Consider the following 23,829-nt stretch of genomic DNA (forward strand, 5'->3'; position numbering starts at 1 on the left):
GGGGGCTTGCCCCCGATAGGGCCATCAGCTACGCAGCGTAATCACCGGCCAACCACGCTTCTCGGCTTCAGCGCGCAGATTCGGGTCCGGATCCACCGCCACCGGGTGGGTCACCTGTTCCAGCAGCGGCAGGTCATTCATCGAATCGCTGTAAAAATAGCTGCCTTCCAGGCTATGCCCGGTCTCTTCCAGCCAACGATTCAAGCGTGTCACCTTGCCTTCACGGAAGCACGGCACATCGGTGCTGCGCCCGGTGTAGCGGCCGTCTTCCATCTCGCATTCGGTGGCGATCAGGGCGTCTACGCCCAGGCGTGCGGCAATTGGCGCGGTGACGAACCGGTTGGTGGCGGTGATGATCACCAACTTGTCGCCGGCATCGCGGTGTTTGGCCAGCAGTTCCAATGCCTGCGGCAACATGATCGGCTCGATGCAGTCGCGCATATAGTCGTTGTGCCACTCGTCCAGCTGGGCCATCTCGGTGCGGCCGAGGATTTCCAGACAAAAGTTCAGGTAGGCCGCGTTATCCAGTTGGCCGGCCAGGTAGTCCTGGTAGAACTCATCGTTGCGAGCCTTGTAGGCCACCGGGTCGAGAATCCCGCGTTCGCAGAGGTAATCGCCCCAGGCGTGATCGCTGTCACCCCCCAGGAGCGTGTTGTCCAAGTCGAATAAAGCCAGGCGCATTGCAGTTACTCGCTGAAAAGTCTGTAAAAAGGCGTCCAGAATACGGTCTTTTCACAAGAGTGCACATAAGGTAAGAAGCCTCGTTGCCGCTGGATCAACCTTTGTGGAACAATGCGGCGACATGCGTTTGCGAGGTTGTTGCCGTGATCGACCCCGATGGTTTCCGTCCTAATGTCGGGATTATTCTTACGAATGATGCCGGACAGGTGCTATGGGCTCGCCGAATCAACCAAGATGCCTGGCAGTTTCCTCAAGGTGGAATCAACCCCGACGAAACCCCTGAAGACGCCTTGTACCGTGAGTTGAACGAAGAAGTCGGCCTTGAGCGTGAAGATGTGCAAATTCTGGCCTGTACCCGCGGCTGGTTGCGCTATCGTTTGCCGCAACGTCTGGTGCGTACCCACAGCCAACCGCTGTGCATCGGCCAGAAGCAGAAATGGTTTCTCCTGCGCCTGATCTCCAACGAGCAGCGGGTGCGGATGGATTTGACCGGTAAACCGGAGTTCGATGGCTGGCGCTGGGTCAGCTATTGGTACCCGTTGGGCCAGGTGGTGACATTCAAGCGCGAGGTTTATCGTCGCGCTCTCAAAGAGCTTGCCCCGCGCCTTTTAGCGCGCGACTGACGACGGAGTTCGACCCCGAGCCATGCTCAATACGCTGCGCAAGATCGTCCAGGAAGTTAACTCCGCCAAGGATCTCAAGGCGGCGTTGGGGATTATTGTGTTGCGCGTCAAGGAAGCCATGGGCAGCCAGGTCTGCTCGGTTTACCTGCTGGACCCAGAGACCAACCGTTTTGTGCTGATGGCCACCGAGGGCTTGAACAAGCGCTCCATTGGCAAGGTCAGCATGGCACCCAATGAGGGTCTGGTGGGCCTGGTGGGGACGCGTGAAGAACCCCTGAACCTTGAACACGCCGCTGATCACCCGCGGTATCGCTACTTCGCCGAGACCGGTGAAGAGCGCTACGCCTCGTTCCTCGGCGCACCGATTATCCACCACCGCCGCGTCGTTGGCGTGTTGGTCATCCAGCAGAAAGAACGCCGCCAGTTCGACGAAGGTGAAGAAGCCTTCCTCGTGACCATGAGCGCGCAACTGGCCGGGGTTATCGCCCACGCCGAAGCCACGGGCTCGATTCGCGGCCTGGGGCGCCAGGGCAAGGGCATCCAGGAAGCCAAGTTCGTCGGCGTGCCGGGTTCGCCGGGCGCTGCGGTGGGTACGGCGGTGGTCATGCTGCCACCGGCCGACCTCGATGTGGTGCCGGACAAGACCGTCATCGACATCGACGCCGAGATCAAGCTGTTCAAGACCGCCCTCGAAGGCGTGCGCGCCGACATGCGCAACCTGTCGAACAAGCTGGCCACCCAGCTGCGCCCCGAAGAGCGCGCGCTGTTCGACGTGTACCAGATGATGCTCGACGACGCGTCCCTGGGTAACGAAGTCAAGACCGTGATCAAGACCGGCCAGTGGGCCCAGGGCGCGTTGCGCCAGGTGGTCACCGATCACGTCAACCGCTTTGAAATGATGGATGACGCCTACCTGCGTGAACGGGCTTCGGATGTGCGCGACCTGGGTCGCCGTCTGCTGGCTTATCTGCAGGAAGATCGCACCACCAACATGGTCTTCCCCGATAACACCATCCTGGTCAGTGAAGAACTGACGGCCACTCAGCTTGGCGAAGTGCCAGAAGGCAAGCTGGTGGGCCTGGTTTCGGTATTGGGTTCGGGCAACTCCCACGTCGCGATCCTGGCTCGCGCCATGGGCATTCCGACCGTGATGGGCCTGGTGGACTTGCCTTATTCCAAGGTCGACGGCATCGACATGATCGTCGACGGCCATCGTGGCGAGGTCTACACCAACCCCAGCGACGTGCTGCGCAAGCAATTCGCCGAGGTGGTGGAAGAAGAGAAACAACTGGCGCAAGGCCTCGATTCGTTGCGCGAGCTGCCCTGCGTCACCCTCGACGGCCACCGCGTGCCGCTGCTGGTCAACACCGGCCTGCTCGCCGATGTCGCGCGCGCGCAACAGCGCGGGGCCGAAGGGGTGGGGCTGTACCGCACCGAAGTGCCGTTCATGATCAACCAGCGTTTCCCGAGTGAGAAGGAGCAGCTGGCGATTTATCGCGAGCAATTGCAGGCCTTCCACCCGTTACCGGTGACCATGCGCAGCCTGGACATCGGCGGCGACAAGTCACTGTCTTATTTCCCGATCAAGGAAGACAACCCCTTCCTCGGCTGGCGCGGTATTCGCGTCACCCTCGACCATCCCGAGATTTTCCTCGTACAAACCCGCGCCATGCTCAAGGCCAGCGAAGGCTTGAATAACCTGCGCATCCTGCTGCCGATGATCTCCGGCACCCATGAGTTGGAAGAGGCCCTGCACCTGATTCACCGTGCCTGGGGCGAAGTGCGCGACGAAGGTGCCGACGTACCGATGCCGCCGATTGGCGTGATGATCGAAATCCCGGCGGCGGTCTACCAGGCCAAGGAGCTGGCGCGGCAGGTGGACTTCCTTTCGGTCGGTTCCAACGACTTGACCCAGTACCTGCTGGCCGTGGACCGCAACAACCCACGCGTGGCCGACCTCTACGACTACCTGCACCCGGCCGTCCTGCAAGCCCTGCAACACGTGGTGCGCGACGCTCATGCCGAAGGCAAGCCGGTGAGCATCTGCGGTGAAATGGCCGGCGACCCGGCCGCAGCGGTGCTGTTGATGGCGATGGGCTTTGACAGCCTGTCGATGAACGCCACCAACTTGCCGAAAGTGAAGTGGATGCTGCGCCAGATCAACCTGAGCCGGGCCAAGGACTTGCTGGCGGAGTTGATGACCATCGACAACCCGCAAGTGATCCACAGCTCGCTGCAATTGGCGCTGAAGAACCTGGGGCTGACGCGGATGATCAATCCAGCTTCCGCCAAGACCCTCTAAAGCCTGGCACCGATCAGAAAGGTGGGAGGGGGCTTGCTCCCTCCCGCATTGGTTTTGTGGTGTGCCTAGAGCGTGAGTTCGACTTCGCCGAGTCGGCCACCATGGGGGCCGAAACTACGCTCCACCATCCGCCGCGTGCCATCGGCATTTACAATCAGCGCCGTACTCGCCCGTGTCCCATAACTTGGGCTGGCGATAAACACGCTCGATAACAGGCTTTCAGTCGCCAACCCCACGCCGGTATCCGGCAACTCCGCAAATGGCGCTGTCAGCGGGTCGCTCAAGATCTGCAGCAACGCGTCCGGCTGCGGATCGTCCAGGACCTCGATCAACGCCGACTTGGCCTTGAGCAGCTTCGGCCAGGGCGTATCCAGCCCTGCATTGGATAGCCCGTACACGCCAGGCGCCAACAGGCTGGGCGCAGTGTCCCGGGCGTTGTAATGCCACAACTCATCCCGCGTGCCCACCAGCAGGTTAAACCCAGCATATTCAATCGATCGGCCGTTAACGTCGGCCAAGTAGTCGTCAATGGGCAGTGAACCGCTGAGAAACCGCGCCACCAATTCACCGCGCGACTTGCGTGCGGGCGGTTGGTGCGGGTCGCGGATATTGGTCAGGGCGGCGAATCGCCCATCGGTATTGACCCCCAGCCAGGTGCCGCCCGCTTCCTGGTCGCGACCGGCGTACACATCGGGCGCATCCAGCCACTGGGCCAGCGGCAGGCTGGGGCGGGCGTAAAACTCATCACGGTTGGCCGCGACGATCAGCGGTTGGGCGTGGCCCGGCCGCCAGGCGAAAACAATCAGGCACATCAGGCGATTCCCCTTTGTGTTTTTTTGTCACTCTACCCACACCGGCAGCGGCGTTCCATCGTATCCAGTTGGGTCGCATGCCTTCCATCCGTTAACATGCCGGACTTGGTTGGGGGGCTCCCATGGAATTTCTGCTGTATTTGCTGCTGGGTGCCTGTGCGGGCGTGCTCGCCGGGCTGTTTGGCGTGGGGGGCGGGATCATTATCGTGCCGGTGCTGGTGTTCAGTTTCACCTTGCAGGGCTTTGACCCGCAGGTGCTGACCCACCTGGCCGTGGGCACTTCCCTGGCGACGATCATATTTACCTCGATCAATGCCGTGCGTGAGCATCACCGACGCGGCGCGGTGCGTTGGCCGATATTCGTGTGGATGACGGTCGGCATCTTGATCGGCGCAGGCTTCGGCGCGCTGACGGCCGAGGCGATCTCCGGCCCGCATTTGCAGAAGATCATTGGCGTGTTCGCATTGATCGTCGCCGTGCAGCTGGCCCTGGAGGTCAAGCCCAAGGCCAGCCGGACGGTACCCGGCAAGGTCGGCCTGACCCTGGCCGGTACGGTGATCGGCTGGGCCTCGGCGATTTTCGGCATCGGCGGCGGCTCGCTGACCGTACCGTTTTTGACCTGGCGCAGCGTGCCGATGCAGCAAGCGGTGGCCACCTCATCGGCCTGCGGCCTGCCGATCGCCGTGGCCAGCGCGTTAAGTTTCATGATTCTGGGCTGGCATGACCCGCTGTTGCCCGCTCATAGTCTAGGGTTCGTGTATTTGCCGGCACTGCTGGGCATTGCCTTGACCAGCATGGTGTTTGCCCGCTTCGGCGCACGCCTGGCGCACCGCTTGTCGCCGCGTCTGTTGAAGCGGCTGTTCGCCGGTCTGTTGTTTTGTGTCGGTTTGAATTTTTTGCTGTAACGCAGGCTTAATCGCGCCCGGGCATGGTCCGGCGCCATAACGAATGATTTAACGAGGAGTCGCAATGCTGCCTTACCCGCAGATCGACCCGGTGGCCCTGGCCATCGGTCCGCTGAAAATCCACTGGTACGGGTTGATGTACCTGATCGGCATCGGCGGCGCCTGGCTGCTGGCCTCTCGGCGTTTGAACCGTTTTGACCCGACCTGGACCAAGGAAAAACTCTCCGACATGGTGTTCTGGCTGTCGATGGGGGTGATTGTCGGCGGGCGACTGGGGTATGTGCTGTTCTACGATCTCTCGGCGTATATCGCCAACCCGACGCTGATCTTCGAAGTGTGGAAGGGCGGCATGGCGTTCCACGGTGGGTTTATCGGCGTGATGATCGCCGCCTGGTGGTTTGGCCGGCGCAACGGCAAGTCGTTTTTCCAACTGATGGATTTCGTCGCACCGCTGGTGCCGATCGGCCTGGGTGCCGGGCGTATCGGTAACTTCATCAACGCCGAGTTGTGGGGCAAGCCGACCGACGTGCCGTGGGCCATGGTGTTCCCGCCGTTCAGCGACCCGGCACAGCTGCCGCGCCATCCGTCGCAGCTTTACCAGTTCGCCCTGGAAGGGGTGGCACTGTTCCTTATCCTGTACCTCTTCTCGCGCAAACCACGTCCCACCATGGCGGTGTCGGGTATGTTCGCGTTGTTCTACGGGATCTTCCGTTTCATCGTCGAGTTCGTGCGCGTGCCGGATGCGCAACTGGGCTACCTGGCGTGGGGCTGGCTGACCATGGGCCAGATCCTCAGCCTGCCGATGATCCTGGCCGGCCTGGGCTTGCTGTGGTGGGCCTACAACCGCCCGCAACCGCTGAAGAACACCGCGCTTTAAATTCGAACGCCGATGCCTGCGAGGTCTCGGCTTCAACGATACGGGTAATGACATGAAGCAATATCTCGAACTACTGAACGACGTCGTGACCAATGGCCTGACCAAAGGCGACCGTACCGGCACCGGCACCAAGGCCGTGTTCGCCCGTCAGTATCGGCATAACTTGGCCGACGGCTTCCCGTTGCTGACCACCAAGAAGCTTCACTTCAAGAGCATCGCCAACGAGCTGATCTGGATGTTGAGCGGTAACACCAACATCAAGTGGCTGAACGAAAACGGCGTGAGAATCTGGGACGAGTGGGCCACCGAAGAAGGTGACCTGGGCCCGGTGTACGGCGAACAGTGGACCGCCTGGCCGACCAAGGATGGCGGCACGATCAACCAGATCGACTACATGGTGCACACGCTCAAGACCAACCCCAACAGCCGTCGCATCCTGTTCCACGGCTGGAACGTCGAGTACCTGCCGGACGAAACCAAGAGCCCGCAGGAAAACGCGCGCAATGGCAAACAAGCCCTGCCACCGTGCCACCTGCTGTACCAGGCGTTCGTGCATGACGGCCATCTGTCGATGCAGTTGTACATCCGCAGCTCCGACGTGTTCCTCGGCCTGCCCTACAACACCGCCGCGCTGGCGCTGCTGACCCATATGCTGGCGCAGCAATGCGACCTGATCCCTCACGAGATCATCGTCACCACCGGCGACACCCACGCCTACAGCAACCATATGGAACAGATCCGGACCCAGCTGGCGCGCACGCCGAAGAAGCTGCCGGAACTGGTGATCAAGCGTAAGCCGGCGTCGATCTACGACTACAGGTTCGAAGACTTTGAAATCGTGGGCTACGACGCCGACCCAAGCATCAAGGCCGACGTGGCTATCTAACGTGGGTCTCGGTCCCACTGTGGGAGGGGGCTTGCCCCCGATTGCAGTATGTCAGCCACCTAATACTTAGCTGATCCACTGCTATCGGGGGCAAGCCCTAATGCCGTTCAGTTAAGCGTACATCGCCTTCTGTAGGAGCGAGCTTGCTCGCGAAAAACGTCAACGATAACGCGTGTTTCCTGAGTGAACGCGGCGCCTGTGAGTTCTTCGCGAGCAAGCTCGCTCCTACAAAAAAGCCTTCACTATGTCAGCCACCTAATACTTAGCTGATCCACTGCTATCGGGGGCAAGCCCCCTCCCACATTTGATCTGTGTCGCCTTGAGTCAGTGGCCGTGGCTTCTGCCCACGTGCGAAGGCTCAGCCTCGCTGGCAGCGACACCGCCGCTGACCTCCAGCCGCTGCAAAATCCCGCACTGGTCCAGCTCCGGCCCGCTGCCACAGCGCTGGCGCAGGTCGATCAACTGTTCCTGCAACGCCAGCAGCCCATCGATCCGCGCTTTCACATGGTGGATATGCTCGTCGATCAATGCATTCACGTTTTCACACTGGTCCTGCGGGCTGTCGCGCAGCCCGAGCAGGCTGCGGATTTCTTCCAGGGTCATGTCGAGGCTGCGGCAATTGCGGATAAACACCAGCCGTTCGGTGTGCGCCTGGGTGTACACGCGGTAGTTGGCCTCGGTGCGCGCCGGGGGCGGCAGCAGGCCTTCCTTCTCGTAATAACGGATGGTTTCCACCGGGCAGTCGGTCAGTTTGGCCAGTTCGCCGATCTTCATCGCAGCAATCTCCAAATGGGTGCTTGACCCTATAGTGGCTACAGGGTCTTTACTTGGCAACAGGCACCTTACGGACGCGACCTGATGAGCGACTCCTTCCACACCCCGCATAAGCATGACCACGATCACGACCATGAGCACGATCATGCGCCGAAGAAACTTACGCCCGTGCATGATCACGGCCACGGCGGCTCCTGCTGCTCCGGTACCCCGGCGCCTGCATTGGTGCGACTGAGCGATGCCCAGACCGCCGGCTCACGCCTGAGCACCTTCCGTATCGAAGCCATGGACTGCCCCACCGAGCAAACGCTGATCCAGAACAAACTGGGCAAGTTGGCCGGCGTGCAGCAACTGGAGTTCAACCTGATCAACCGCATACTCGGCGTCACCCATGACCTGCCGAGCACCGCGTCGATTGTCGAGGCCATCAAATCCCTGGGCATGCACGCCGATCCGATCGAAGAGGGCGTCCCGGCCGCCGAGCCGCCAGCCAAGAAGCACTGGTGGCCGCTGGCGCTGTCTGGCGTGGGCGCACTGGGCGCCGAAGTGTTGCACTTTACCAATGCCGCGCCGACCTGGGTGATCGCCATCGTGGCGCTGGTATCGATCCTCAGTGGCGGCCTCACCACCTATAAAAAGGGTTGGATAGCCCTGAAAAACCTCAACCTGAACATCAACGCGCTGATGAGTATCGCGGTCACCGGCGCGATCCTGATTGGCCAGTGGCCGGAAGCGGCGATGGTGATGTTCCTGTTCACCGTGGCCGAGTTGATCGAAGCCAAGTCCCTGGACCGGGCGCGCAACGCGATCAGCGGCTTGATGCAGATGACGCCGGAGCAGGCAACGGTACGGCAGGCGGATGGATCGTGGGGCGTACAACCCGTCAAAAACATCGAACTGGGTGCAATCGTGCGGGTTCGACCTGGCGAGCGCATTGGCCTGGACGGCGAAGTTACCGCCGGCCAATCCACTGTCGACCAGGCGCCGATCACCGGCGAAAGCCTGCCGATTGAGAAGGCAGCGGGCGATAAGGTCTTTGCCGGCACTATCAACCAGGCCGGCTCCCTGGAATACAAGGTGACGGCGGCAGCCAACAATTCCACGCTGGCGCGGATCATCCACGCGGTGGAACAGGCCCAGGGCGCGCGTGCACCGACCCAGCGCTTTGTCGACAGCTTCGCGAGGATCTACACCCCGGCTGTGTTCCTGTTCGCCCTGGGCGTGGCGTTGATCCCGCCGCTGTTCATGGCCGGCATGTGGTTTGACTGGATCTACCGCGCGCTGGTGCTGCTGGTGGTCGCCTGCCCCTGCGCGCTGGTGATCTCCACCCCGGTGACTATTGTCAGCGGCCTGGCCGCCGCGGCGCGCAAAGGCATCCTGATCAAGGGCGGCGTGTACCTGGAGGGCGGTTACAAGCTCGACTACCTGGCCCTCGACAAGACCGGCACCCTTACCCACGGCAAGCCGGTGCAAACCGATTACCTGGCGCTGTTCCCGAATGTCGAAGACAGCGCACCGGCCCTGGCCGCGAGTTTGGCCGCGCGGTCCGATCACCCGGTGTCCCTGGCGATCGCCTTGGCGGCTGTGGATAAAAACCTGGCGACCCACGCTGTGGATAACTTCGCAGCGCTGGCCGGTCGCGGTGTGCGCGGCGATATCAACGGTCAAACCTACCACCTGGGCAACCATCGCCTGGTGGAAGACCTGGGCCTGTGTTCGCCAGCTCTGGAAGAAAAACTCTTCGCCCTGGAAAAACAAGGCAAGTCCGTGGTGCTGCTGCTCGACACATCCGGCCCGCTGGCGCTGTTCGCCGTGGCCGATACGGTCAAGGACAGCAGCCGCGAAGCCATCCAGCAGTTGCATGAGCTGGGCATCAAGACCCTGATGCTCACCGGCGACAACACCCACACCGCCCAGGCGATCGCAGCCCAGGTCGGCATCGACCAGGCCCAGGGCGACCTGTTGCCCACCGATAAACTGCAAGCCATCGAAACCCTCTACGGCCAAGGCCACCGCGTGGGCATGGTCGGCGACGGCATCAACGACGCCCCGGCCCTGGCTCGCGCCGAGATCGGTTTTGCCATGGCCGCCGCGGGCACGGACACCGCCATCGAGAACGCCGACGTCGCCTTGATGGACGATGACTTGCGCAAGATTCCCGCATTCATTCGGTTGTCGCGGCAAACGTCGAGTATCCTCAAGCAGAACATCGCCCTGGCGCTGGTGATCAAGGCCATCTTCCTGGCCGTTACCTTCCTGGGCATGGCCACCATGTGGATGGCGGTGTTCGCCGACATGGGCGTGAGCCTGCTGGTGGTATTCAATGGCCTGCGCCTGCTGCGCAAATAGACGATGAGAGGGTGGTGTGCTGAGTGCCGAGCTGAAGGCGTTTTATCTGGTCGCCCGCCTGGGCAGCATCACCCAGGCGGCGAAAAAACTCGGCCTGAGCCAGCCCACCGTCACCACCCAGGTGCGCAACCTGGAGAGCCAATACGGCGTTGAGTTGTTCTACCGTGGCGGCCGCCGTCTCACCGTCAGCGACGAAGGCGCGCGCCTGTTGCCGATGGTCAAGACGCTGTTGCAGCAGGAAGCGGACATCGAGTTTTTCCTGCGCAACAGCGGTCAGGTCCAAGGGGCGCTGAGGATTGCCGCGACGGCGCCGTATTACATCCTCGACCTGGTCAAAGCCTTTCGCGAACGCCTGCCGCACGTGGAGGTGTCGGTGGAAATCGGCAACTCCCAGCAGGTGCTCGAGGCCCTGGACGATTACCGTGTAGACGTCGCTGCCTCCTCGCAATTGCTGGAAGACCCCCGTTTGATCCGCCGCGTATTGGGCACCGACCCCTTGGTGCTGGCGGTGCATCGCAACCATCCCCTGGCCAAACTGGATCATGTGCCGTTGACCGCGCTCGCCGGCCATACGCTGTTGATGCGTGAGGCGGGTTCTACCACGCGACGGCTGACGGAAGAGATGCTGCAAGGCGCCGGTGTGAGTTATGGGCCGCTGCTGGAAATCGGCAGTCGCGAGTCGATTCGCGAAGCAGTGCTGCGCAATATCGGCATCAGCATCATCGCCCGCCAGGAAGTGCCCCATGACCCGCAGTTACGGGTGCTGACCATCGAGCATGCACCGCAGATTCCGGAATATCTCTACTGCCTCAAGGAAAGAAAAGGCGCTCGGCTGCCGGCGGCGTTTTTGGGGTTGGCGCAGGAAATGTCGCCGATCTGAAGCCTTGTGGTGGCTTTGGGGACCAATCGGGGGCAAGCCCCCTCCCACATTGACCGAGTTCCAACATGGAAATGCGGTCCCCTGTGGGAGGGGCGGTGCGACGATTCGACTTGCCCCCGATTGCGGTAGACCAGGCAACCCATCTCTGAATGGCCTACCCAAATCCACCAATACCACTATCGCCATGTTTTGCCTTTCTGCCACACCAGGGACGCATTGGCTGCCTAGCATGGCCCTCATCCGTTTGATGAGGTGCCTCCATGAACACAGCCCTGAGCAACCCCGGCGCGCCAATGAAGGTGCGCGGTGTCCAGAAACGCTTCGGCGCCTTTACCGCGCTGGACAACGTGTCCCTGGACGTCGCCGCCGGCGAGCTGGTGTGTCTGCTGGGCCCGTCGGGTTGCGGCAAGACCACCTTGCTGCGTTGCATCGCCGGCCTGGAGCGCCAGGACAGCGGTGAACTGTACCTGGGCAGCCGGGATGTTTCCCTGCTGCCGCCCCAGGCACGGGACTACGGCATTCTGTTCCAGTCCTACGCGTTGTTTCCCAACCTCAGCGTCGAAGCCAATATTGGCTACGGCCTTACCGGCAGCGGCCGTGATGAAGTGCGCCAGCGTGTCGGGCAGATGCTCGAACTGGTGGGCCTGGTCGGCAGTGAAAAGAAATACCCAGGCCAACTGTCCGGTGGCCAACAGCAGCGTGTCGCCCTGGCCCGTGCGCTGGCGCCAGCACCGTCGTTGCTGCTGCTGGACGAGCCGATGTCGGCCCTCGATGCCCGTGTCCGCGAGCATTTATGCACCGAGTTGCGCCAACTGCAACGGCGCCTGGGCATCACCACCCTGATGGTCACCCATAATCAGGATGAGGCCATGTTGATGGCCGACCGCATCGCCGTGATGAACAACGGCAAGGTCGAGCAATACGCCACGCCCCAGGAAATCTATGATCGCCCGGCCACACCGTTCGTGGCCGAGTTTGTCGGCCAGGGCAATTGGCTGCCGTTCAGCCGCAACAGCGCGAGTCACGCCCAGGTCGGCGGGATGAACATGCGCCTGGCCGACGACGCGGGTGTGGCTTCCTCCGGCCGCCTGTTCTGCCGCCCGGAAGCGATCAGCGTCAACCCACCGGTGCATGAAGAAAACCTGTTCCCGGCCAAGGTCCGCGAGATCACCTTCCTGGGTAACCGCTGCCGCATGAGCTTTGAACTGGAGCAGTTGCCTGGGCATCCGCTGTTGGCCGAGCTGGCCCCGGAAGCCATGCCACGCCTGGGCGCCCAGCACATCTGGGTCGCCTTGCCGCCGCGTAGCCTGCAGGTGTTTGCCTGAGATGGCCGTTGATATGAGCTTGCCGATACCGCGCCAGGTTTCCCGTGCGGAAACCGGCGACCGCCTTTTTGTGCTCGGCGGCAAACTGTTGTGGCTGTGCCTGCTGGGTGTCGCGGTCCTGCTACCGCTGTTGGCGATCTTCTGGCGTGGCTTCAGCAGCGAGGCGGGGCAGGGCGGTGGCCTGGTCGCTGCGCGAGAGCTGGTGAGCAGCGCCAACTTTCATTGGCTGTTGGGCAATAGCCTGAAAGTTTCCCTTAGCGTGGCGGCTATCGTCGTACCGCTGGCCTACCTGTTTGCCTACGCGCTGCAACGCACCCTGATTCCCGGCAAGGCCATCTGGCGTGGCCTGTCGTTACTGCCGTTGATGGCACCGTCGATGCTGCCGGGGATTGCATTGGTGTACCTGTTTGGTAACCAGGGCCTGTTACGTGGCCTGCTCTCGGAGAATATCTACGGCTTCTGGGGCATTGTCCTCGGCGAAGTGATCTACACCTTCCCACATGCCTTGATGATCCTGTTGTCAGCGCTTTCCTTGGCGGATGCGCGGTTATTCGACGCGGCATCGAGCATGGGCGCCAGCCCCGCCCGAGCATTTCGCAGCATCACCTGGCCGGCCACGCGCCAGGCGGTGTTCGCCGCGTTCTGCCTGGTGTTCACCTTGACCATCACCGACTTCGGCGTGCCCGTGGTGGTCGGCGGCGATTACCAGGTGTTGGCGCTGGAAGCCTACAAGGCGGTGGTGGGCCAGCAACAGTTCGGCCGCGGTGCGTTGATTGGCATGGTGTTGCTGCTGCCGGCGCTGTTCAGCTTTGGCGTGGACGCCTGGTTACGTCGTCGGCAGGGTGATTCGATGAGTGGCCGCGCCCAGGTGTTCCAACCCGCGCCATCGCGGCTGCGGGACGCCTGCTACCTGGCCATTGTGCTGGGGATGTGTGCCGTGTTGCTGCTGGTGTTCGGCATGGCGGTGTACTCCTCGCTGGTGAAGTTCTGGCCGTACAACCTGTCGCTGTCGCTCAACCACTACCAGTTCGAAGACACGGCCGGCGGCGGCTGGCTGGCCTATCGCAACAGCCTGACCCTGGCACTGTGCACCGCGTTGATCGGCAGCGTGCTGATCTTCACCGGCGCCTACCTGATGGAAAAGACCCAGGGCCAGAAGGGCCTCAACCTGGCGCTGCGCCTGCTCAGTTTTGTGCCGATGGCCGTGCCGGGCTTGGTGTTGGGCCTGGGTTATGTGTTCTTCTTCAACCTCAACGGCAACCCGCTGCATGTGTTCTACGGGACCATGACCTTGCTGGTGGTGTGCACCATCGCGCACTACCTGACCACTGCCCAGATGACCGCGACCACTGCCCTGCGCCAGCTGGACGCCGAGTTCGAAGCCGCTGCGCTGTCCCTCAAGGCGCCGCTTTATCGCCACTACCTGCGGGTGACCGTGCCGATTTGCCTGCCGGCACTGCTGGATATCGTGCGCTACCTGTTTGTGTCGGCGATGACCACGGTGTCGGCGGCAATTTTTCTCTACAGCCCCGACACCATTCTCGCCGCCGTCGCCGTGCTGAACATGGACGACGCCGGCAACGTGGGCGGCGCGGCGGCGATGTCGACCCTGATCCTGTTCACTTCGGCCGCCGTCTCGCTGCTGCTGGCGTGGGCCTCACGCGGCCTGTTGCGTCGCTCCCAAGCCTGGCGTCAAACCGCGCCCGGTCAATAACCCTCGATAAAGGAAGTGCACCATGTTCAAGCCCCTGGCGCTGGCCGCTGCTGTACTCAGCGTATTCAGCCTGAATGCCTTTGCCGCGAAAACCGAGCTGACCGTGTACACGGCCCTCGAAGCCGAGCAGTTGAAGACCTACAAGCAGGCCTTCGAGAAGGCCAACCCGGATATCGATATCAAATGGGTGCGCGACTCCACCGGCATCATCACCGCCAAGCTGCTGGCCGAAAAAGCTCGCCCGCAAGCCGACGTAGTGTGGGGCCTGGCCGCGTCGAGCCTGGCGATTCTCGATCAGCAGGGCATGCTGGATAACTACGCGCCCAAGGACCTGGACAAGATCGGCAAGCACTACCGTGACGCCGCCAACCCACCGGCCTGGGTCGGCATGGATGTGTGGGCCGCGACCATTTGCTTCAACACTGTCGAAGCCGAGAAACAGGGCCTGACCAAGCCGGTGAGCTGGCAGGACCTGACCAAGCCCGAGTACAAGGGCAAGATCGTCATGCCCAACCCGGCATCGTCCGGCACCGGCTTCCTGGATGTGAGCGCCTGGCTGCAAACCTTCGGCGAGAAGCAGGGCTGGCAGTACATGGACGACTTGCACCAGAACATCGGCCAATACGTTCACTCCGGCTCCAAGCCCTGCAAGCTGGCGGCTTCCGGTGAATTCCCGATTGGTATTTCCTTTGAGTACCCGGCCGTGCAGCTCAAGCGCCAGGGCGCACCGCTGGACATCATCCTGCCGAAGGAAGGCCTGGGCTGGGACATCGAAGCCACCGCCGTGATCAAGGGTTCCGCCCACGCCGATGCGGCGAAAAAACTCGCCGACTTCTCTGCCAGCCCCGCCGCGATGGACCTGTACAAAGAAAATTTTGCGGTCCTCGCCCAGCCTGGCATCGCCAAGCCGCAAACCGAACTGCCGGCCGACTACGAGCAGCGCCTGATCAAGAACGACTTTGGCTGGGCGTCGAAGAATCGCGACAGCATCTTGACCGAGTGGCGTAAGCGCTATGACGGCAAGTCGGAGAAGGTCGCGGGTCAGTAAGGCTTTCGTTAGGGCTACTGGCCTCATCGGGGGCAAGTCGAATCGTCGCCCCGCCCCTCCCACATTCGACCGCATTCTCATGTTGGAACTCGATCAACTGTGGGAGGGGGCTTGCCCCCGATAGCGGTCTTGAAAACAGGACATCACTCAATGACACACCACAGCGACCTGCTGATCGTCGGCGCCGGCATCCTCGGCCTGTCCCACGCCTACGCCGCTGCCAGGCGCGGGCTCAAGGTCAGGGTGTTCGAGCGCAGCGCCACCCCGCTGGGCGCCTCCGTGCGCAACTTTGGCCAGGCGCTGGTCACTGGCCAACCACCGGGGCCGATGCTCGACCTGGCTCGGGAGAGCCGCGCGATCTGGGGCCAATGGGCACAACTCGCCAGCCTGCAACTCAAGCGCAATGGTTCTTACCTGTTCGCGCGAACCGAAGCGGAAGAACATTTGCTGGAAGCCTTCTGTGCCGGCCGCGCGCAGGAGCACGGCTATCACGTCGAACTGCTGCAAGGCGCGGCAATGAAGGACCTGTACGGCGGCCAGTTCCGCCATCACCGCGCCGCGCTGCATGGCAAGGACGATCAGCAACTGTATTCGCGCGAAGCGATCCCGGCGCTGATCAACTACCTTCGCCATGAACTGAAGGTGGAGTTTCACTTTTCCACCCTGGTGCGCGATGTGGAACCGGGCCAGTTGCACAGCACGGCCGGCAGCTTTCGTGGCGAGCAGATCATCGTGTGTTCCGGCCATGACTACCAAACCCTGCTGGCCGAGGCCATCGCCGAACTCAACCCGCAGATCTGCCGGCTGCAAATGCTGCGCGCCCGGCCTGCACTCAACCTTAACCTGCAACACGCCTTGCTCACCGGCCTCAGTTGCGTGCACTACGGTGCGTTTGCCGACTTGCCGGAAGCGGCGGCGGTACAGGCGCAGATCCTGCGGGAGGCACCGTACCTGCATGAACACGGCATCCACCTGCTGATCAGCCCGACGCCCCATGGTGAGCTGATCATCGGCGATTCCCATGATTACGGCAGCGATCCGTCGCCGTTCAACGCCGAACACGTGGATAACTGGTTGGTTGAGCTGGCCGAGCACGCCTTGGGGTGCAGGATCCAGGTGGTGGAGCGCTGGCAGGGTGTCTATGGCTCGCGCGGGCCGGGACCGTTTTCATTCCTGCGTGCTGCTCCAGGGGTGAGCGCGGCGTTGATGCACACCGGTGTAGGCATGAGCGTGGGGCCGGCGATGGCCGAGCGAAATATCAGTGCGTTGTGGGGGGCGGCATGATGAACCCGGAACAGGCAATCGCCGAGGTGTTTGGCTTGTACGAGCAGCACGGCGCGGCGGATTACATCGGCGAGCCGGTGTCGCAGATCGAGCACATGTCCCAAGCCGCTCAGTTGGCCATGGCCGAGGGCTTTGATGATGAAGTGGTGTTGGCGGCGTTCTTCCACGATATCGGCCATCTCTGCGGCCAGGGCGGCGAGAGCATGGGCGGTTATGGCGTGGCCAGCCATGAGCGGCTGGGCGCCGATTACCTGCGCCGCGTCGGTTTCAGCGAGCGCCTGGCGCGGCTGGTGGAATATCACGTCGAGGCCAAGCGCTACCTGACCTTCAGCCAGCCGGACTACTACGCCCGGTTGAGCGAAGCCAGCCGCCGCACGCTGGCGTATCAAGGCGGGGCAATGACGCCTGACGAAGCGCGGGCGTTCGAGCAAGACCCGCTCTACGCGATCAGTCTGCGTCTGCGCCACTGGGACGAACAGGCCAAGCAAGCGCAGGTGCCGGTGCTCGACCTGCAGCTACTCAAGGCCAAGGCCGCGCGGCTACTGGCTGCGTAGATTGGCCTTACGCCAAATGCAGATGCGCCGCCTAGAGCCCCTGAGGTCGGATCACTAAGGTGGCTTGCTTCTTCAATCCAAGGAGCAACGCTGATGCGCTACTTAAAAGTGACGGCCCAGGACATGAGCGGCAACGGTCGGGCAGACACCGTCATCCTGCACTTCTATGAGCAGCAGGCTGGCCGTCCCGATGAACTGATCCACGAGATCTTCGCCGTGGACATGAGCGCGGACGGTCGGGTCGACCTGCAATGGGCGGACGATCTGAACCCGGTCACCCGCCCCTGTCGGCTGGAAAAACAGCGGGTGGACACTTTCGCCGACTGCTTTTTGAAGTTGAACTGGTTCAATCGGCGCAGCCACTGGCAGCGCACGTTGACGCTGTACGTCGATCATTACGCCAAGGCCGGCACGCCCAACGCGGTCAAGCTGGAATTCCAAGAGCGCACGGCGTCGCAGTGCAAGGGTTCGCTGATCTACAAGGCGGCGGCCTATGACGGCGATGGCGACGGGGTGCTGGAATCGTTTACCAACAGTGACATCGACCGCGACGGTATTGCGGACAAGGCCGATAAAGAGCTGATCCGCACGTTATGCACGACCTTTCTGGGCTTTGAGTGGTACGCGCGTCAATAAGCCGGTCAGGCTTCATCGAGTCGGGCGGCCAGGGCTTCGACCTGCTCCTGACGCTCGGCCTGGCTCAATTTGGCGTTTGGGTTGAGGGACGACCATTGCGGGTGAGCGCGGGCCTTGTGCAAGGCTTCCGGCAGCTTGCCTTCACGCCAGGTCTTGTCCTGCGGCGTGTCGACCTTGATGCTGTGCATCGCCGCATGACCGCGCAGGTTAAGGGCCTTGAGCAACTGGCGTTGGCGCAGGGCGAGCAGGCGCAGCACGCTATCGTCGACGGTCAGCTCACGCTGGCCTTTGATTTTGCCCAGCAGTCGGCTGCCATAGCTGCGCGCGGTTTGCAGTGCGCCGCCGGCAATCGCGCCGGCCAGGGCGGCGGCGCCAAGCGTCAGGCCACCGACCAGCAGGTCCACACCGGCACCCGCGGCAGCGCCTGCGGCGATGCCACCTCCGACGCGCACGCCGAGTTGCTTGAGGGTTTCCGGGTTGAACAGGTCATCACCCCAGCGGCCGTCGAGCAAGGGCAGGTCGCTGGCGGCGGCATCCTGGGGGCGGAAGCCGAATAGTTTGAGCAGGGCTTCCACGCATTTTTGTTCGCGCTGGCGCACCGCTTTGCGCAGGTCACCGATGGCTTGCTGTTCGTCTTCGGTGACCACGCTGCGGCGGCAAGCGGCGCAGTCGATCAGCAATTCGGCAATCAACCGCGCAGCGCTTTGCTGACGAGCCTGGCGTTGGGCGTGTTGATCGAGAATCAGCCTTTCCAGTTGCGGCCGCGCGTTTTCCAGCAGCAGGGCAAGGCTTTCATACAAGCGCCGTTCGCCGTCTTCCGGCGGCGCCACGCTGTCAAAGCGCACCAGCGCATGCAGGCCGAGGCGGGCCAGGGCTTCGCGCCAGTCCGGCTCGCGGTGGTCGTTGCTGCTGACAAAGTTGAGTACGGGCAGCAGCGGTTTGCCGCAGCTGGCCAGCACTTGCAGTTCATCGCGATACTTGGCCAGCACCGGCTCGCGGGCGTCGATCACATACAGGCCGGCGTCGGAGGCGAGCAACTGGCGCAGCACCTTGGCTTCCTGTTCGAACCGCTGGCGCGCTTCGCTGCCGTCCAGAAACCGCACCAGGCGTGCAGGGCCGTCCAGGCGTTCGCCGGGGCGTTCCAGGCGCTCCAGGTAGTCGAGCAGGGCGATGGCATCTTCCAGGCCGGGGGTGTCGTAAAGCTCCAGCAAGGCTTCGCCATCCACCGACAAACGCGCGCCTTCGACATGGCGTGTGGTGCTGGGGCGATGGGAGACTTCGCCGAAGCCGACGTCACGGGTCAGCGTGCGCAGCAGGGAGGTCTTGCCGACGTTGGTGTGGCCGACCACGGCGAGTTTCAGCGGTTTAGTCATGACCGGTCTCCAGCCAGTTCAGCGGCGCGCAATCGGCGAACGGTAGTTCAAGCTGTTGCAGCGCGGCGTGCCAGTCGCCCAGGCGCTCGGCATCCAGCGCCTGGCCGGGCGGGGCTTGCAGCAGCCACACCCGGGTAGCGCTGGCGCTGCGTGCCAGCTCGGCGATCAGCGCCAGGCTGCCGCGGTCCGGCGAGCGGCGTGGATCGCAGGCGATGGCCAGGCGCGCAGGTGGAAAGCGGGCGAGTTGTTCCAGCAGCTTGTTGCGCGATTCGCGGCTGTCGAGGATGCCGGCGTTCTTGACGCTGGAGGGCAGCTTGGGCGGCCAGGGGTGCTGGTCGTCCAGCTCGATGGCCACCAGCAGCGCGCCATCGCTTTCCAATTCACTGACGCCGCCGCTGACGTGGTGCAGCTGTTCGGGCGCGGCATCGTTGACCCCAAGGCGCTCGCTGCTCGGCATCAGGCGTTCGCGCAACTGGCTGTAGCCGGGCAGGTTGAGGTCCAGGCGCAGGGCGGCGCGCCCGCGTTTCCAGCGCCACAGGCACAGCAGGGCGAGGATCAAGCGGGGCATCAAGCCATAGACCAGCAGCACGCCCACCAGCCAGGCGGCCCAGGCTTGGCGGGCGCTTTCGATATTCAGCGCGGAATCGCCGCTGGCGCGGATCATGTCGACGGTTGGCACATTGAAGCCCAGCAGGGCGGGCAGGGTGCCGAGGGCCTGGGTGACGGCGACAAAGGTATCGGCGCCCAGAATGGTGGTTTCCCACACAAAGCCGTAGCGGCGGGTAGCGAGCAGCGTCAGCAGAATCACTAGGGCACTGAGCAGCGCCAACACCCACAGGCTGTTGACCAGCACACCGACCGCCCAGCGATTGAGTTTCTGTCGTTGCAGCAGCAGTAAAAGCGCTGGCGCCAGTTGTGCGGCCTTGGCGTCACGGGCGAGCTTTTCGCTGAGCCACAACCACAGTCGCCCCAGGCTGGCGCTGTGTTCGCCGGCAAACAGCAGGCCCAAAGCCCAGCTGATTAACAGGATCAGGTTTAAGCCGAGCAGGCTGCCCAGGGCCCAGAATACGTTCACCGGGATCAAGCCGTTACCCAGCGCGGCAAAGGCCAGGCCGGCACCGCTGATCACTGCGACTATTGCCAGCAGCAGCAGCGCCAGGCGCGCACCTTGCAGCCAGCGAGCAAGGGCCGCCGTCAGGCCATCGCGCTCGGCCAGGTGCAGAGCGCGCTGCTGGATGCGCGTCGGCAGATCGCCGCCGGCCGTACGGGCCAGGCGGTTGGCTTCGAGGTCTTCCAAGGGGCCGGCGTGTTCTTCACGCAGGCGCACGGTTTCCGTCAGCCAGAGTGTGTGCAGGGGGGTCAGTGCAGTCACGCGCCGTCCTGTTGTGTTCGTGAGCCTGGAGCATAACCGCTGTGCACCTGGTTGGGGTACGCGGCGTGCTGCTCTGGTATTCTCGTCGCCATGAAAAAAACTCTCCCTTTAAGCCTGATCGCGGCCCTCGGTGAAAACCGTGTGATCGGCGTCGACAACAGCATGCCCTGGCATTTGCCGGGGGATTTCAAATATTTCAAGGCCACCACCCTGGGCAAGCCGATCATCATGGGGCGCAAGACCTGGGATTCCCTGGGCCGACCGCTGCCGGGGCGCTTGAACATTGTGGTCAGTCGTCAGACCGATCTGGCGCTTGAAGGTGCGGAAGTTTTTCCGTCACTCGATGCCGCCGTGGCGCGGGCTGAGGCCTGGGCGCTGGAGCAGGGCGTGGATGAGCTGATGCTGATCGGCGGCGCGCAGCTGTATGAGCAGGGGCTGGCGCAGGCGGATCGCCTGTATTTGACGCGGGTGGCGTTGAGCCCGGATGGGGATGCGTGGTTTCCGGAGTTTGATACGAACCAGTGGACGTTGGTCTCCAATCTGCCGAACCCAGCCGAAGGTGATAAGCCGGCTTACACCTTCGAAGTCTGGGAAAAAGTCTAAAAGCATCGGGGGCAAGCCCCCTCCCACATTCGACCGCATTCTCATGTTGGAACTCGATCAACTGTGGGGGGCTTGCCCCCGATGGCGGTCTATCAGGCCTGCGCTAATTCGGCATGCTCATCGGCATCCAACAGCGCTTTATCCGTCTGCTGCATGATCTGGCTGGTAATCGCCCCCGCTGTCATCGAACCATTCACGTTCAACGCCGTGCGGCCCATGTCGATCAGCGGCTCCACGGAAATCAGCAGCGCCACCAGTGACACCGGCAAGCCCATGGCTGGCAATACGATCAGTGCGGCGAATGTCGCACCGCCACCCACGCCCGCCACACCGGCCGAGCTTAAGGTCACAATGGCCACCAGGGTCGCGATCCACAGCGGGTCCAGCGGGTTGATGCCCACGGTCGGCGCGACCATCACCGCCAACATGGCAGGGTAGAGGCCGGCGCAGCCGTTCTGGCCGATGGTGGCGCCGAACGAGGCGGCGAAACCGGCGATGGAGTGCGGGATCCCCAGGCGACGGGTCTGCGCTTCGATGCTCAGCGGGATCGCCGCCGCGCTGGAGCGGCTGGTAAAGGCAAAGGTCAGCACCGGCCACACCTTGCGGAAGAAGCGCAGCGGGTTGATCCCGGCCAGCGACAGCAGCAGGCCATGCACCACGAACATCAACCCCAGGGCCAGGTACGAGACCACGACAAAACTGCCGAGCTTGATGATGTCTTGCAGGTTGGAGCTGGCGACCACCTTGGTCATCAGCGCCAATACACCGTAGGGCGTCAGCTTCATCACCAGGCGCACCAGGCGCATCACCCAGGCTTGCAGGGTGTCGATGGCGTTGAGCACTTTCTGGCCTTTCTCCACGTCATCCTTGAGCAGTTGCAGCGCGGCAACCCCTAGGAATGCGGCGAAGATCACCACACTGATGATCGACGTCGGCTTGGCCCGCGCCAGGTCGGCGAACGGGTTGGCCGGCACGAATGAGAGCAGCAACTGCGGGATATTCAGGTCGGCGACCTTGCCCGCGTAATCGCTCTGGATGACTTGCAGGCGCGCCATTTCCTGGGTGCCGGCCACCAGGCCTTCGGCGGTGAGGCCGAACAGGTTGGTCAGGCCGATGCCGATCAGGGCTGCAATCGCCGTGGTGAACAGCAGCGTGCCGATGGTCAGGAAGCTGATCTTGCCCAGGGACGCGGCGTTATGCAGGCGCGCCACGGCACTGAGGATCGAGGCGAACACCAGCGGGATCACGATCATCTGCAGCAACTGCACATAACCATTGCCGACCAGGTCGAACCAGCCGATGGAGGCCTTGAGCACCGGGTTGCCGGCGCCATAAATGGCGTGCAGGGCCACACCGAACGCCACGCCCAGTACCAGGGCGAACAGAACCTTCTTGGCGAGGCTCCAGTGGGTGCGACGGGTTTGTGCCAGGCCCAATAGCAAGGCCACGAACACCAGTAAGTTGAGAATCAGGGGCAGATTCATTGAAGCTCCGTTGAGAAGGCAGCCAATCGCGTGAGCCTGCGATTGCGAACCGGGAAGCCTAACAGCTTGAAATATAATGATTTAATACCGATATGGAATGGCGTCTGTCGTTTTTGGAATAAGCGTTTGACGCTCAGGCACATGCCATTGACGCAATCGCGATGGAGGCGGTCGTGCTCGGGCGGTAACTGTCACAGAGATTTGTTAGCGTCGATGTCTTTCACTCAGGGAGACAACGCCTATGAAGCTCGTACCGAAACTACTGGTATCCGCCGCATTCTGCCTAGGCCTCGCCAGCCAGGCGTTCGCCGCCACCGAGTTGAAACACTGGCCGGCACCCGCCGCCAAGCAACTGGACGAAATGATCGCCGCCAATGCCAACAAAGGTAACTTTGCGGTGTTCGACATGGACAACACCAGCTATCGCTACGACCTCGAAGAGTCCCTGCTGCCCTACATGGAAAACAAGGGCCTGATCACCCGCGACACGCTCGATCCGTCGCTCAAGCTCATCCCGTTCAAAGACACCGCCGACCATAAGGAAAGCCTGTTCAGTTACTACTATCGCCTCTGCGAAGTGGACGACATGGTCTGCTACCCGTGGGTCGCCCAAGTGTTTGCAGGTTTTACCCTCAAGGAGCTCAAGGTTCAGGTCGATGAGTTGATGGCCTCCGGCAAGCCGGTACCGGTCAGCTACTTCGAAGGCGACGTGGTGAAGAACTCCGAAGTACAGCCGCCGAAAGTCTTCACCGGCCAGGCCGAGCTGTACAACAAACTGATGGAAAACGGCATCGAGGTGTACGTGATGACCGCTGCCTCGGAAGAGCTGGTGCGCATGGTCGCCGCCGATCCGAAGTACGGCTATAACGTCAAGCCCGAGAACGTCATCGGCGTGACCACCTTGCTCAAGGACCGCAAGACCGGCGAGCTGACCACGGCGCGCAAGCAGATCAGCGCCGGTAAATATGACGAGAAAGCCAACCTCGGCCTGGAACTGACCCCGTACCTGTGGACCCCCGCCACCTGGATGGCCGGCAAACACGCCGCAATCCTGACCTACATCGACGAATGGAAAAAACCGGTGATCGTCGGTGGCGATACCCCGACCAGCGACGGCTACATGCTGTTCCACGATGTGGACGTGGCCAAGGGCGGCATCCATCTGTGGGTCAACCGCAAGGACAAGTACATGACCCAGCTCAACGGCATGATCGCCAAGCACGCGGCAGCGCAGGCCAAGGAAGGGTTGCCGGTGACAGCGGACAAGAACTGGGTGATCGTCAAGCCTGACGAAATCCAGTAACGGGCCGAATGCGGTCAAAAATGTGGGAGGGGGCAAGCCCCCTC

The 23,829-nt window shown here is 62.4% G+C and carries 21 protein-coding genes; 15 read left to right on the top strand and 6 right to left on the bottom strand.

Going from position 1 to position 23,829, the window contains the following annotated elements:
- Positions 1-24 precede the first annotated feature (24 nt).
- Complete coding sequence (locus QU606_RS01860; RefSeq protein ID WP_024077952.1) at positions 25-681, bottom strand: HAD family phosphatase; 657 nt, start codon at positions 679-681, stop codon at positions 25-27.
- A gap of 143 nt (positions 682-824) precedes the next feature.
- Here QU606_RS01860 and QU606_RS01865 point away from each other — a divergent pair, with 143 nt between their 5' ends.
- Both QU606_RS01865 and ptsP read left to right on the top strand, forming a co-directional pair.
- Entirely contained in the window at positions 825-1,304 is a 480-nt protein-coding gene (locus tag QU606_RS01865; protein ID WP_003176750.1) for an RNA pyrophosphohydrolase, read from the top strand.
- A 22-nt stretch (positions 1,305-1,326) separates the two neighbouring features.
- Positions 1,327-3,606: a phosphoenolpyruvate--protein phosphotransferase gene (gene ptsP / locus QU606_RS01870; RefSeq protein WP_024077951.1), complete on the top strand. Its 2,280-nt coding sequence runs from the start codon at positions 1,327-1,329 to the stop codon at positions 3,604-3,606.
- Between the two features lie 65 nt (positions 3,607-3,671).
- Here ptsP and QU606_RS01875 read toward each other — a convergent pair whose 3' ends face one another.
- Positions 3,672-4,418: an NRDE family protein gene (locus tag QU606_RS01875; protein ID WP_024077950.1), complete on the bottom strand. Its 747-nt coding sequence runs from the start codon at positions 4,416-4,418 to the stop codon at positions 3,672-3,674.
- 122 nt (positions 4,419-4,540) lie between these two features.
- Between QU606_RS01875 and QU606_RS01880 the strand changes: the two genes are divergently transcribed.
- The 3 genes from QU606_RS01880 (at position 4,541) to QU606_RS01890 (ending at position 7,086) form a co-directional block, all read left to right on the top strand.
- On the top strand, positions 4,541-5,323 hold the full coding sequence (locus QU606_RS01880) for a sulfite exporter TauE/SafE family protein (protein WP_069077231.1): 783 nt from the start codon (positions 4,541-4,543) through the stop codon (positions 5,321-5,323).
- 64 nt (positions 5,324-5,387) lie between these two features.
- Positions 5,388-6,200: a prolipoprotein diacylglyceryl transferase gene (gene lgt / locus QU606_RS01885; protein ID WP_024077948.1), complete on the top strand. Its 813-nt coding sequence runs from the start codon at positions 5,388-5,390 to the stop codon at positions 6,198-6,200.
- Between the two features lie 52 nt (positions 6,201-6,252).
- The gene (locus QU606_RS01890) at positions 6,253-7,086 is read left to right on the top strand and encodes a thymidylate synthase (protein ID WP_024077947.1); all 834 of its coding nucleotides are present in this window, start codon (positions 6,253-6,255) and stop codon (positions 7,084-7,086) included.
- Positions 7,087-7,410: 324 nt separating this feature from the next.
- Here the strand turns inward: QU606_RS01890 and cadR are convergent, their stop codons facing one another.
- Positions 7,411-7,860, bottom strand: a complete 450-nt coding sequence (cadR, locus tag QU606_RS01895; protein ID WP_024077946.1) for a Cd(II)/Pb(II)-responsive transcriptional regulator — start codon at positions 7,858-7,860, stop codon at positions 7,411-7,413.
- Positions 7,861-7,944: 84 nt separating this feature from the next.
- Between cadR and QU606_RS01900 the strand changes: the two genes are divergently transcribed.
- The 8 genes from QU606_RS01900 to QU606_RS01935 all read left to right on the top strand — a co-directional run bounded on the left by QU606_RS01900 (position 7,945) and on the right by QU606_RS01935 (position 17,650).
- Positions 7,945-10,209, top strand: a complete 2,265-nt coding sequence (locus QU606_RS01900; RefSeq protein WP_304998060.1) for a heavy metal translocating P-type ATPase — start codon at positions 7,945-7,947, stop codon at positions 10,207-10,209.
- 16 nt (positions 10,210-10,225) lie between these two features.
- Entirely contained in the window at positions 10,226-11,089 is an 864-nt protein-coding gene (locus tag QU606_RS01905; RefSeq protein WP_024077944.1) for a LysR family transcriptional regulator, read from the top strand.
- A gap of 260 nt (positions 11,090-11,349) precedes the next feature.
- Positions 11,350-12,414: a putative 2-aminoethylphosphonate ABC transporter ATP-binding protein gene (locus tag QU606_RS01910; RefSeq protein WP_102624181.1), complete on the top strand. Its 1,065-nt coding sequence runs from the start codon at positions 11,350-11,352 to the stop codon at positions 12,412-12,414.
- A gap of 1 nt (position 12,415) precedes the next feature.
- Positions 12,416-14,128 (top strand): putative 2-aminoethylphosphonate ABC transporter permease subunit, encoded by a 1,713-nt coding sequence (locus QU606_RS01915; protein ID WP_041161047.1) that lies wholly within the window; start codon positions 12,416-12,418, stop codon positions 14,126-14,128.
- Positions 14,129-14,150: 22 nt separating this feature from the next.
- The gene (locus QU606_RS01920) at positions 14,151-15,176 is read left to right on the top strand and encodes a putative 2-aminoethylphosphonate ABC transporter substrate-binding protein (RefSeq protein WP_024077941.1); all 1,026 of its coding nucleotides are present in this window, start codon (positions 14,151-14,153) and stop codon (positions 15,174-15,176) included.
- 150 nt (positions 15,177-15,326) lie between these two features.
- Positions 15,327-16,460 carry a TIGR03364 family FAD-dependent oxidoreductase gene (locus QU606_RS01925; RefSeq protein WP_304998061.1) on the top strand — a complete coding sequence of 378 codons (1,134 nt, stop codon included), beginning with the start codon at positions 15,327-15,329 and terminating at the stop codon, positions 16,458-16,460.
- Positions 16,460-17,014 (top strand): phosphonate degradation HD-domain oxygenase, encoded by a 555-nt coding sequence (locus QU606_RS01930; RefSeq protein ID WP_102624185.1) that lies wholly within the window; start codon positions 16,460-16,462, stop codon positions 17,012-17,014. Before QU606_RS01925 ends, QU606_RS01930 begins: the two co-directional genes overlap by 1 nt.
- Before the next feature lie 93 nt (positions 17,015-17,107).
- Complete coding sequence (locus tag QU606_RS01935) at positions 17,108-17,650, top strand: hypothetical protein (protein WP_069077227.1); 543 nt, start codon at positions 17,108-17,110, stop codon at positions 17,648-17,650.
- A 5-nt stretch (positions 17,651-17,655) separates the two neighbouring features.
- Here the strand turns inward: QU606_RS01935 and QU606_RS01940 are convergent, their stop codons facing one another.
- Both QU606_RS01940 and QU606_RS01945 read right to left on the bottom strand, forming a co-directional pair.
- Positions 17,656-19,023: a DUF3482 domain-containing protein gene (locus QU606_RS01940; RefSeq protein ID WP_024077937.1), complete on the bottom strand. Its 1,368-nt coding sequence runs from the start codon at positions 19,021-19,023 to the stop codon at positions 17,656-17,658.
- Positions 19,016-20,395: a DUF2868 domain-containing protein gene (locus tag QU606_RS01945; protein WP_069077226.1), complete on the bottom strand. Its 1,380-nt coding sequence runs from the start codon at positions 20,393-20,395 to the stop codon at positions 19,016-19,018. The genes QU606_RS01940 and QU606_RS01945 overlap by 8 nt, the downstream gene beginning before the upstream one ends.
- A 90-nt stretch (positions 20,396-20,485) precedes the next feature.
- Here QU606_RS01945 and QU606_RS01950 point away from each other — a divergent pair, with 90 nt between their 5' ends.
- A complete protein-coding gene (locus tag QU606_RS01950; RefSeq protein ID WP_150053771.1) occupies positions 20,486-20,998 on the top strand; it encodes a dihydrofolate reductase in 513 nt (170 codons plus the stop codon).
- A 92-nt stretch (positions 20,999-21,090) separates the two neighbouring features.
- Here the strand turns inward: QU606_RS01950 and QU606_RS01955 are convergent, their stop codons facing one another.
- Complete coding sequence (locus tag QU606_RS01955; protein ID WP_024077934.1) at positions 21,091-22,482, bottom strand: L-cystine transporter; 1,392 nt, start codon at positions 22,480-22,482, stop codon at positions 21,091-21,093.
- Between the two features lie 241 nt (positions 22,483-22,723).
- Between QU606_RS01955 and QU606_RS01960 the strand changes: the two genes are divergently transcribed.
- Positions 22,724-23,785 (top strand): hypothetical protein, encoded by a 1,062-nt coding sequence (locus QU606_RS01960; RefSeq protein WP_024077933.1) that lies wholly within the window; start codon positions 22,724-22,726, stop codon positions 23,783-23,785.
- The last annotated feature ends 44 nt before the right edge of the window (positions 23,786-23,829 follow it).

The sequence above is a fragment of the Pseudomonas sp. OVF7 genome, assembly GCF_030644265.1.
Taxonomy (GTDB): domain Bacteria; phylum Pseudomonadota; class Gammaproteobacteria; order Pseudomonadales; family Pseudomonadaceae; genus Aquipseudomonas; species Aquipseudomonas gorinensis.

Excerpts from the sequence above, each read along its gene's own strand:
- QU606_RS01860 (WP_024077952.1), bottom strand. The coding sequence starts at position 681 with ATGCGCCTGGCTTTATTCGACTTGGACAACACGCTCCTGGGGGGTGAC.
- ptsP (WP_024077951.1), top strand. The coding sequence starts at position 1,327 with ATGCTCAATACGCTGCGCAAGATCGTCCAGGAAGTTAACTCCGCCAAG.
- QU606_RS01875 (WP_024077950.1), bottom strand. The coding sequence starts at position 4,418 with ATGTGCCTGATTGTTTTCGCCTGGCGGCCGGGCCACGCCCAACCGCTG.
- QU606_RS01880 (WP_069077231.1), top strand. The coding sequence starts at position 4,541 with ATGGAATTTCTGCTGTATTTGCTGCTGGGTGCCTGTGCGGGCGTGCTC.
- lgt (WP_024077948.1), top strand. The coding sequence starts at position 5,388 with ATGCTGCCTTACCCGCAGATCGACCCGGTGGCCCTGGCCATCGGTCCG.
- QU606_RS01890 (WP_024077947.1), top strand. The coding sequence starts at position 6,253 with ATGAAGCAATATCTCGAACTACTGAACGACGTCGTGACCAATGGCCTG.
- cadR (WP_024077946.1), bottom strand. The coding sequence starts at position 7,860 with ATGAAGATCGGCGAACTGGCCAAACTGACCGACTGCCCGGTGGAAACC.
- QU606_RS01900 (WP_304998060.1), top strand. The coding sequence starts at position 7,945 with ATGAGCGACTCCTTCCACACCCCGCATAAGCATGACCACGATCACGAC.
- QU606_RS01910 (WP_102624181.1), top strand. The coding sequence starts at position 11,350 with ATGAACACAGCCCTGAGCAACCCCGGCGCGCCAATGAAGGTGCGCGGT.
- QU606_RS01915 (WP_041161047.1), top strand. The coding sequence starts at position 12,416 with ATGGCCGTTGATATGAGCTTGCCGATACCGCGCCAGGTTTCCCGTGCG.
- QU606_RS01920 (WP_024077941.1), top strand. The coding sequence starts at position 14,151 with ATGTTCAAGCCCCTGGCGCTGGCCGCTGCTGTACTCAGCGTATTCAGC.
- QU606_RS01925 (WP_304998061.1), top strand. The coding sequence starts at position 15,327 with ATGACACACCACAGCGACCTGCTGATCGTCGGCGCCGGCATCCTCGGC.
- QU606_RS01930 (WP_102624185.1), top strand. The coding sequence starts at position 16,460 with ATGAACCCGGAACAGGCAATCGCCGAGGTGTTTGGCTTGTACGAGCAG.
- QU606_RS01935 (WP_069077227.1), top strand. The coding sequence starts at position 17,108 with ATGCGCTACTTAAAAGTGACGGCCCAGGACATGAGCGGCAACGGTCGG.
- QU606_RS01940 (WP_024077937.1), bottom strand. The coding sequence starts at position 19,023 with ATGACTAAACCGCTGAAACTCGCCGTGGTCGGCCACACCAACGTCGGC.
- QU606_RS01950 (WP_150053771.1), top strand. The coding sequence starts at position 20,486 with ATGAAAAAAACTCTCCCTTTAAGCCTGATCGCGGCCCTCGGTGAAAAC.
- QU606_RS01955 (WP_024077934.1), bottom strand. The coding sequence starts at position 22,482 with ATGAATCTGCCCCTGATTCTCAACTTACTGGTGTTCGTGGCCTTGCTA.
- QU606_RS01960 (WP_024077933.1), top strand. The coding sequence starts at position 22,724 with ATGAAGCTCGTACCGAAACTACTGGTATCCGCCGCATTCTGCCTAGGC.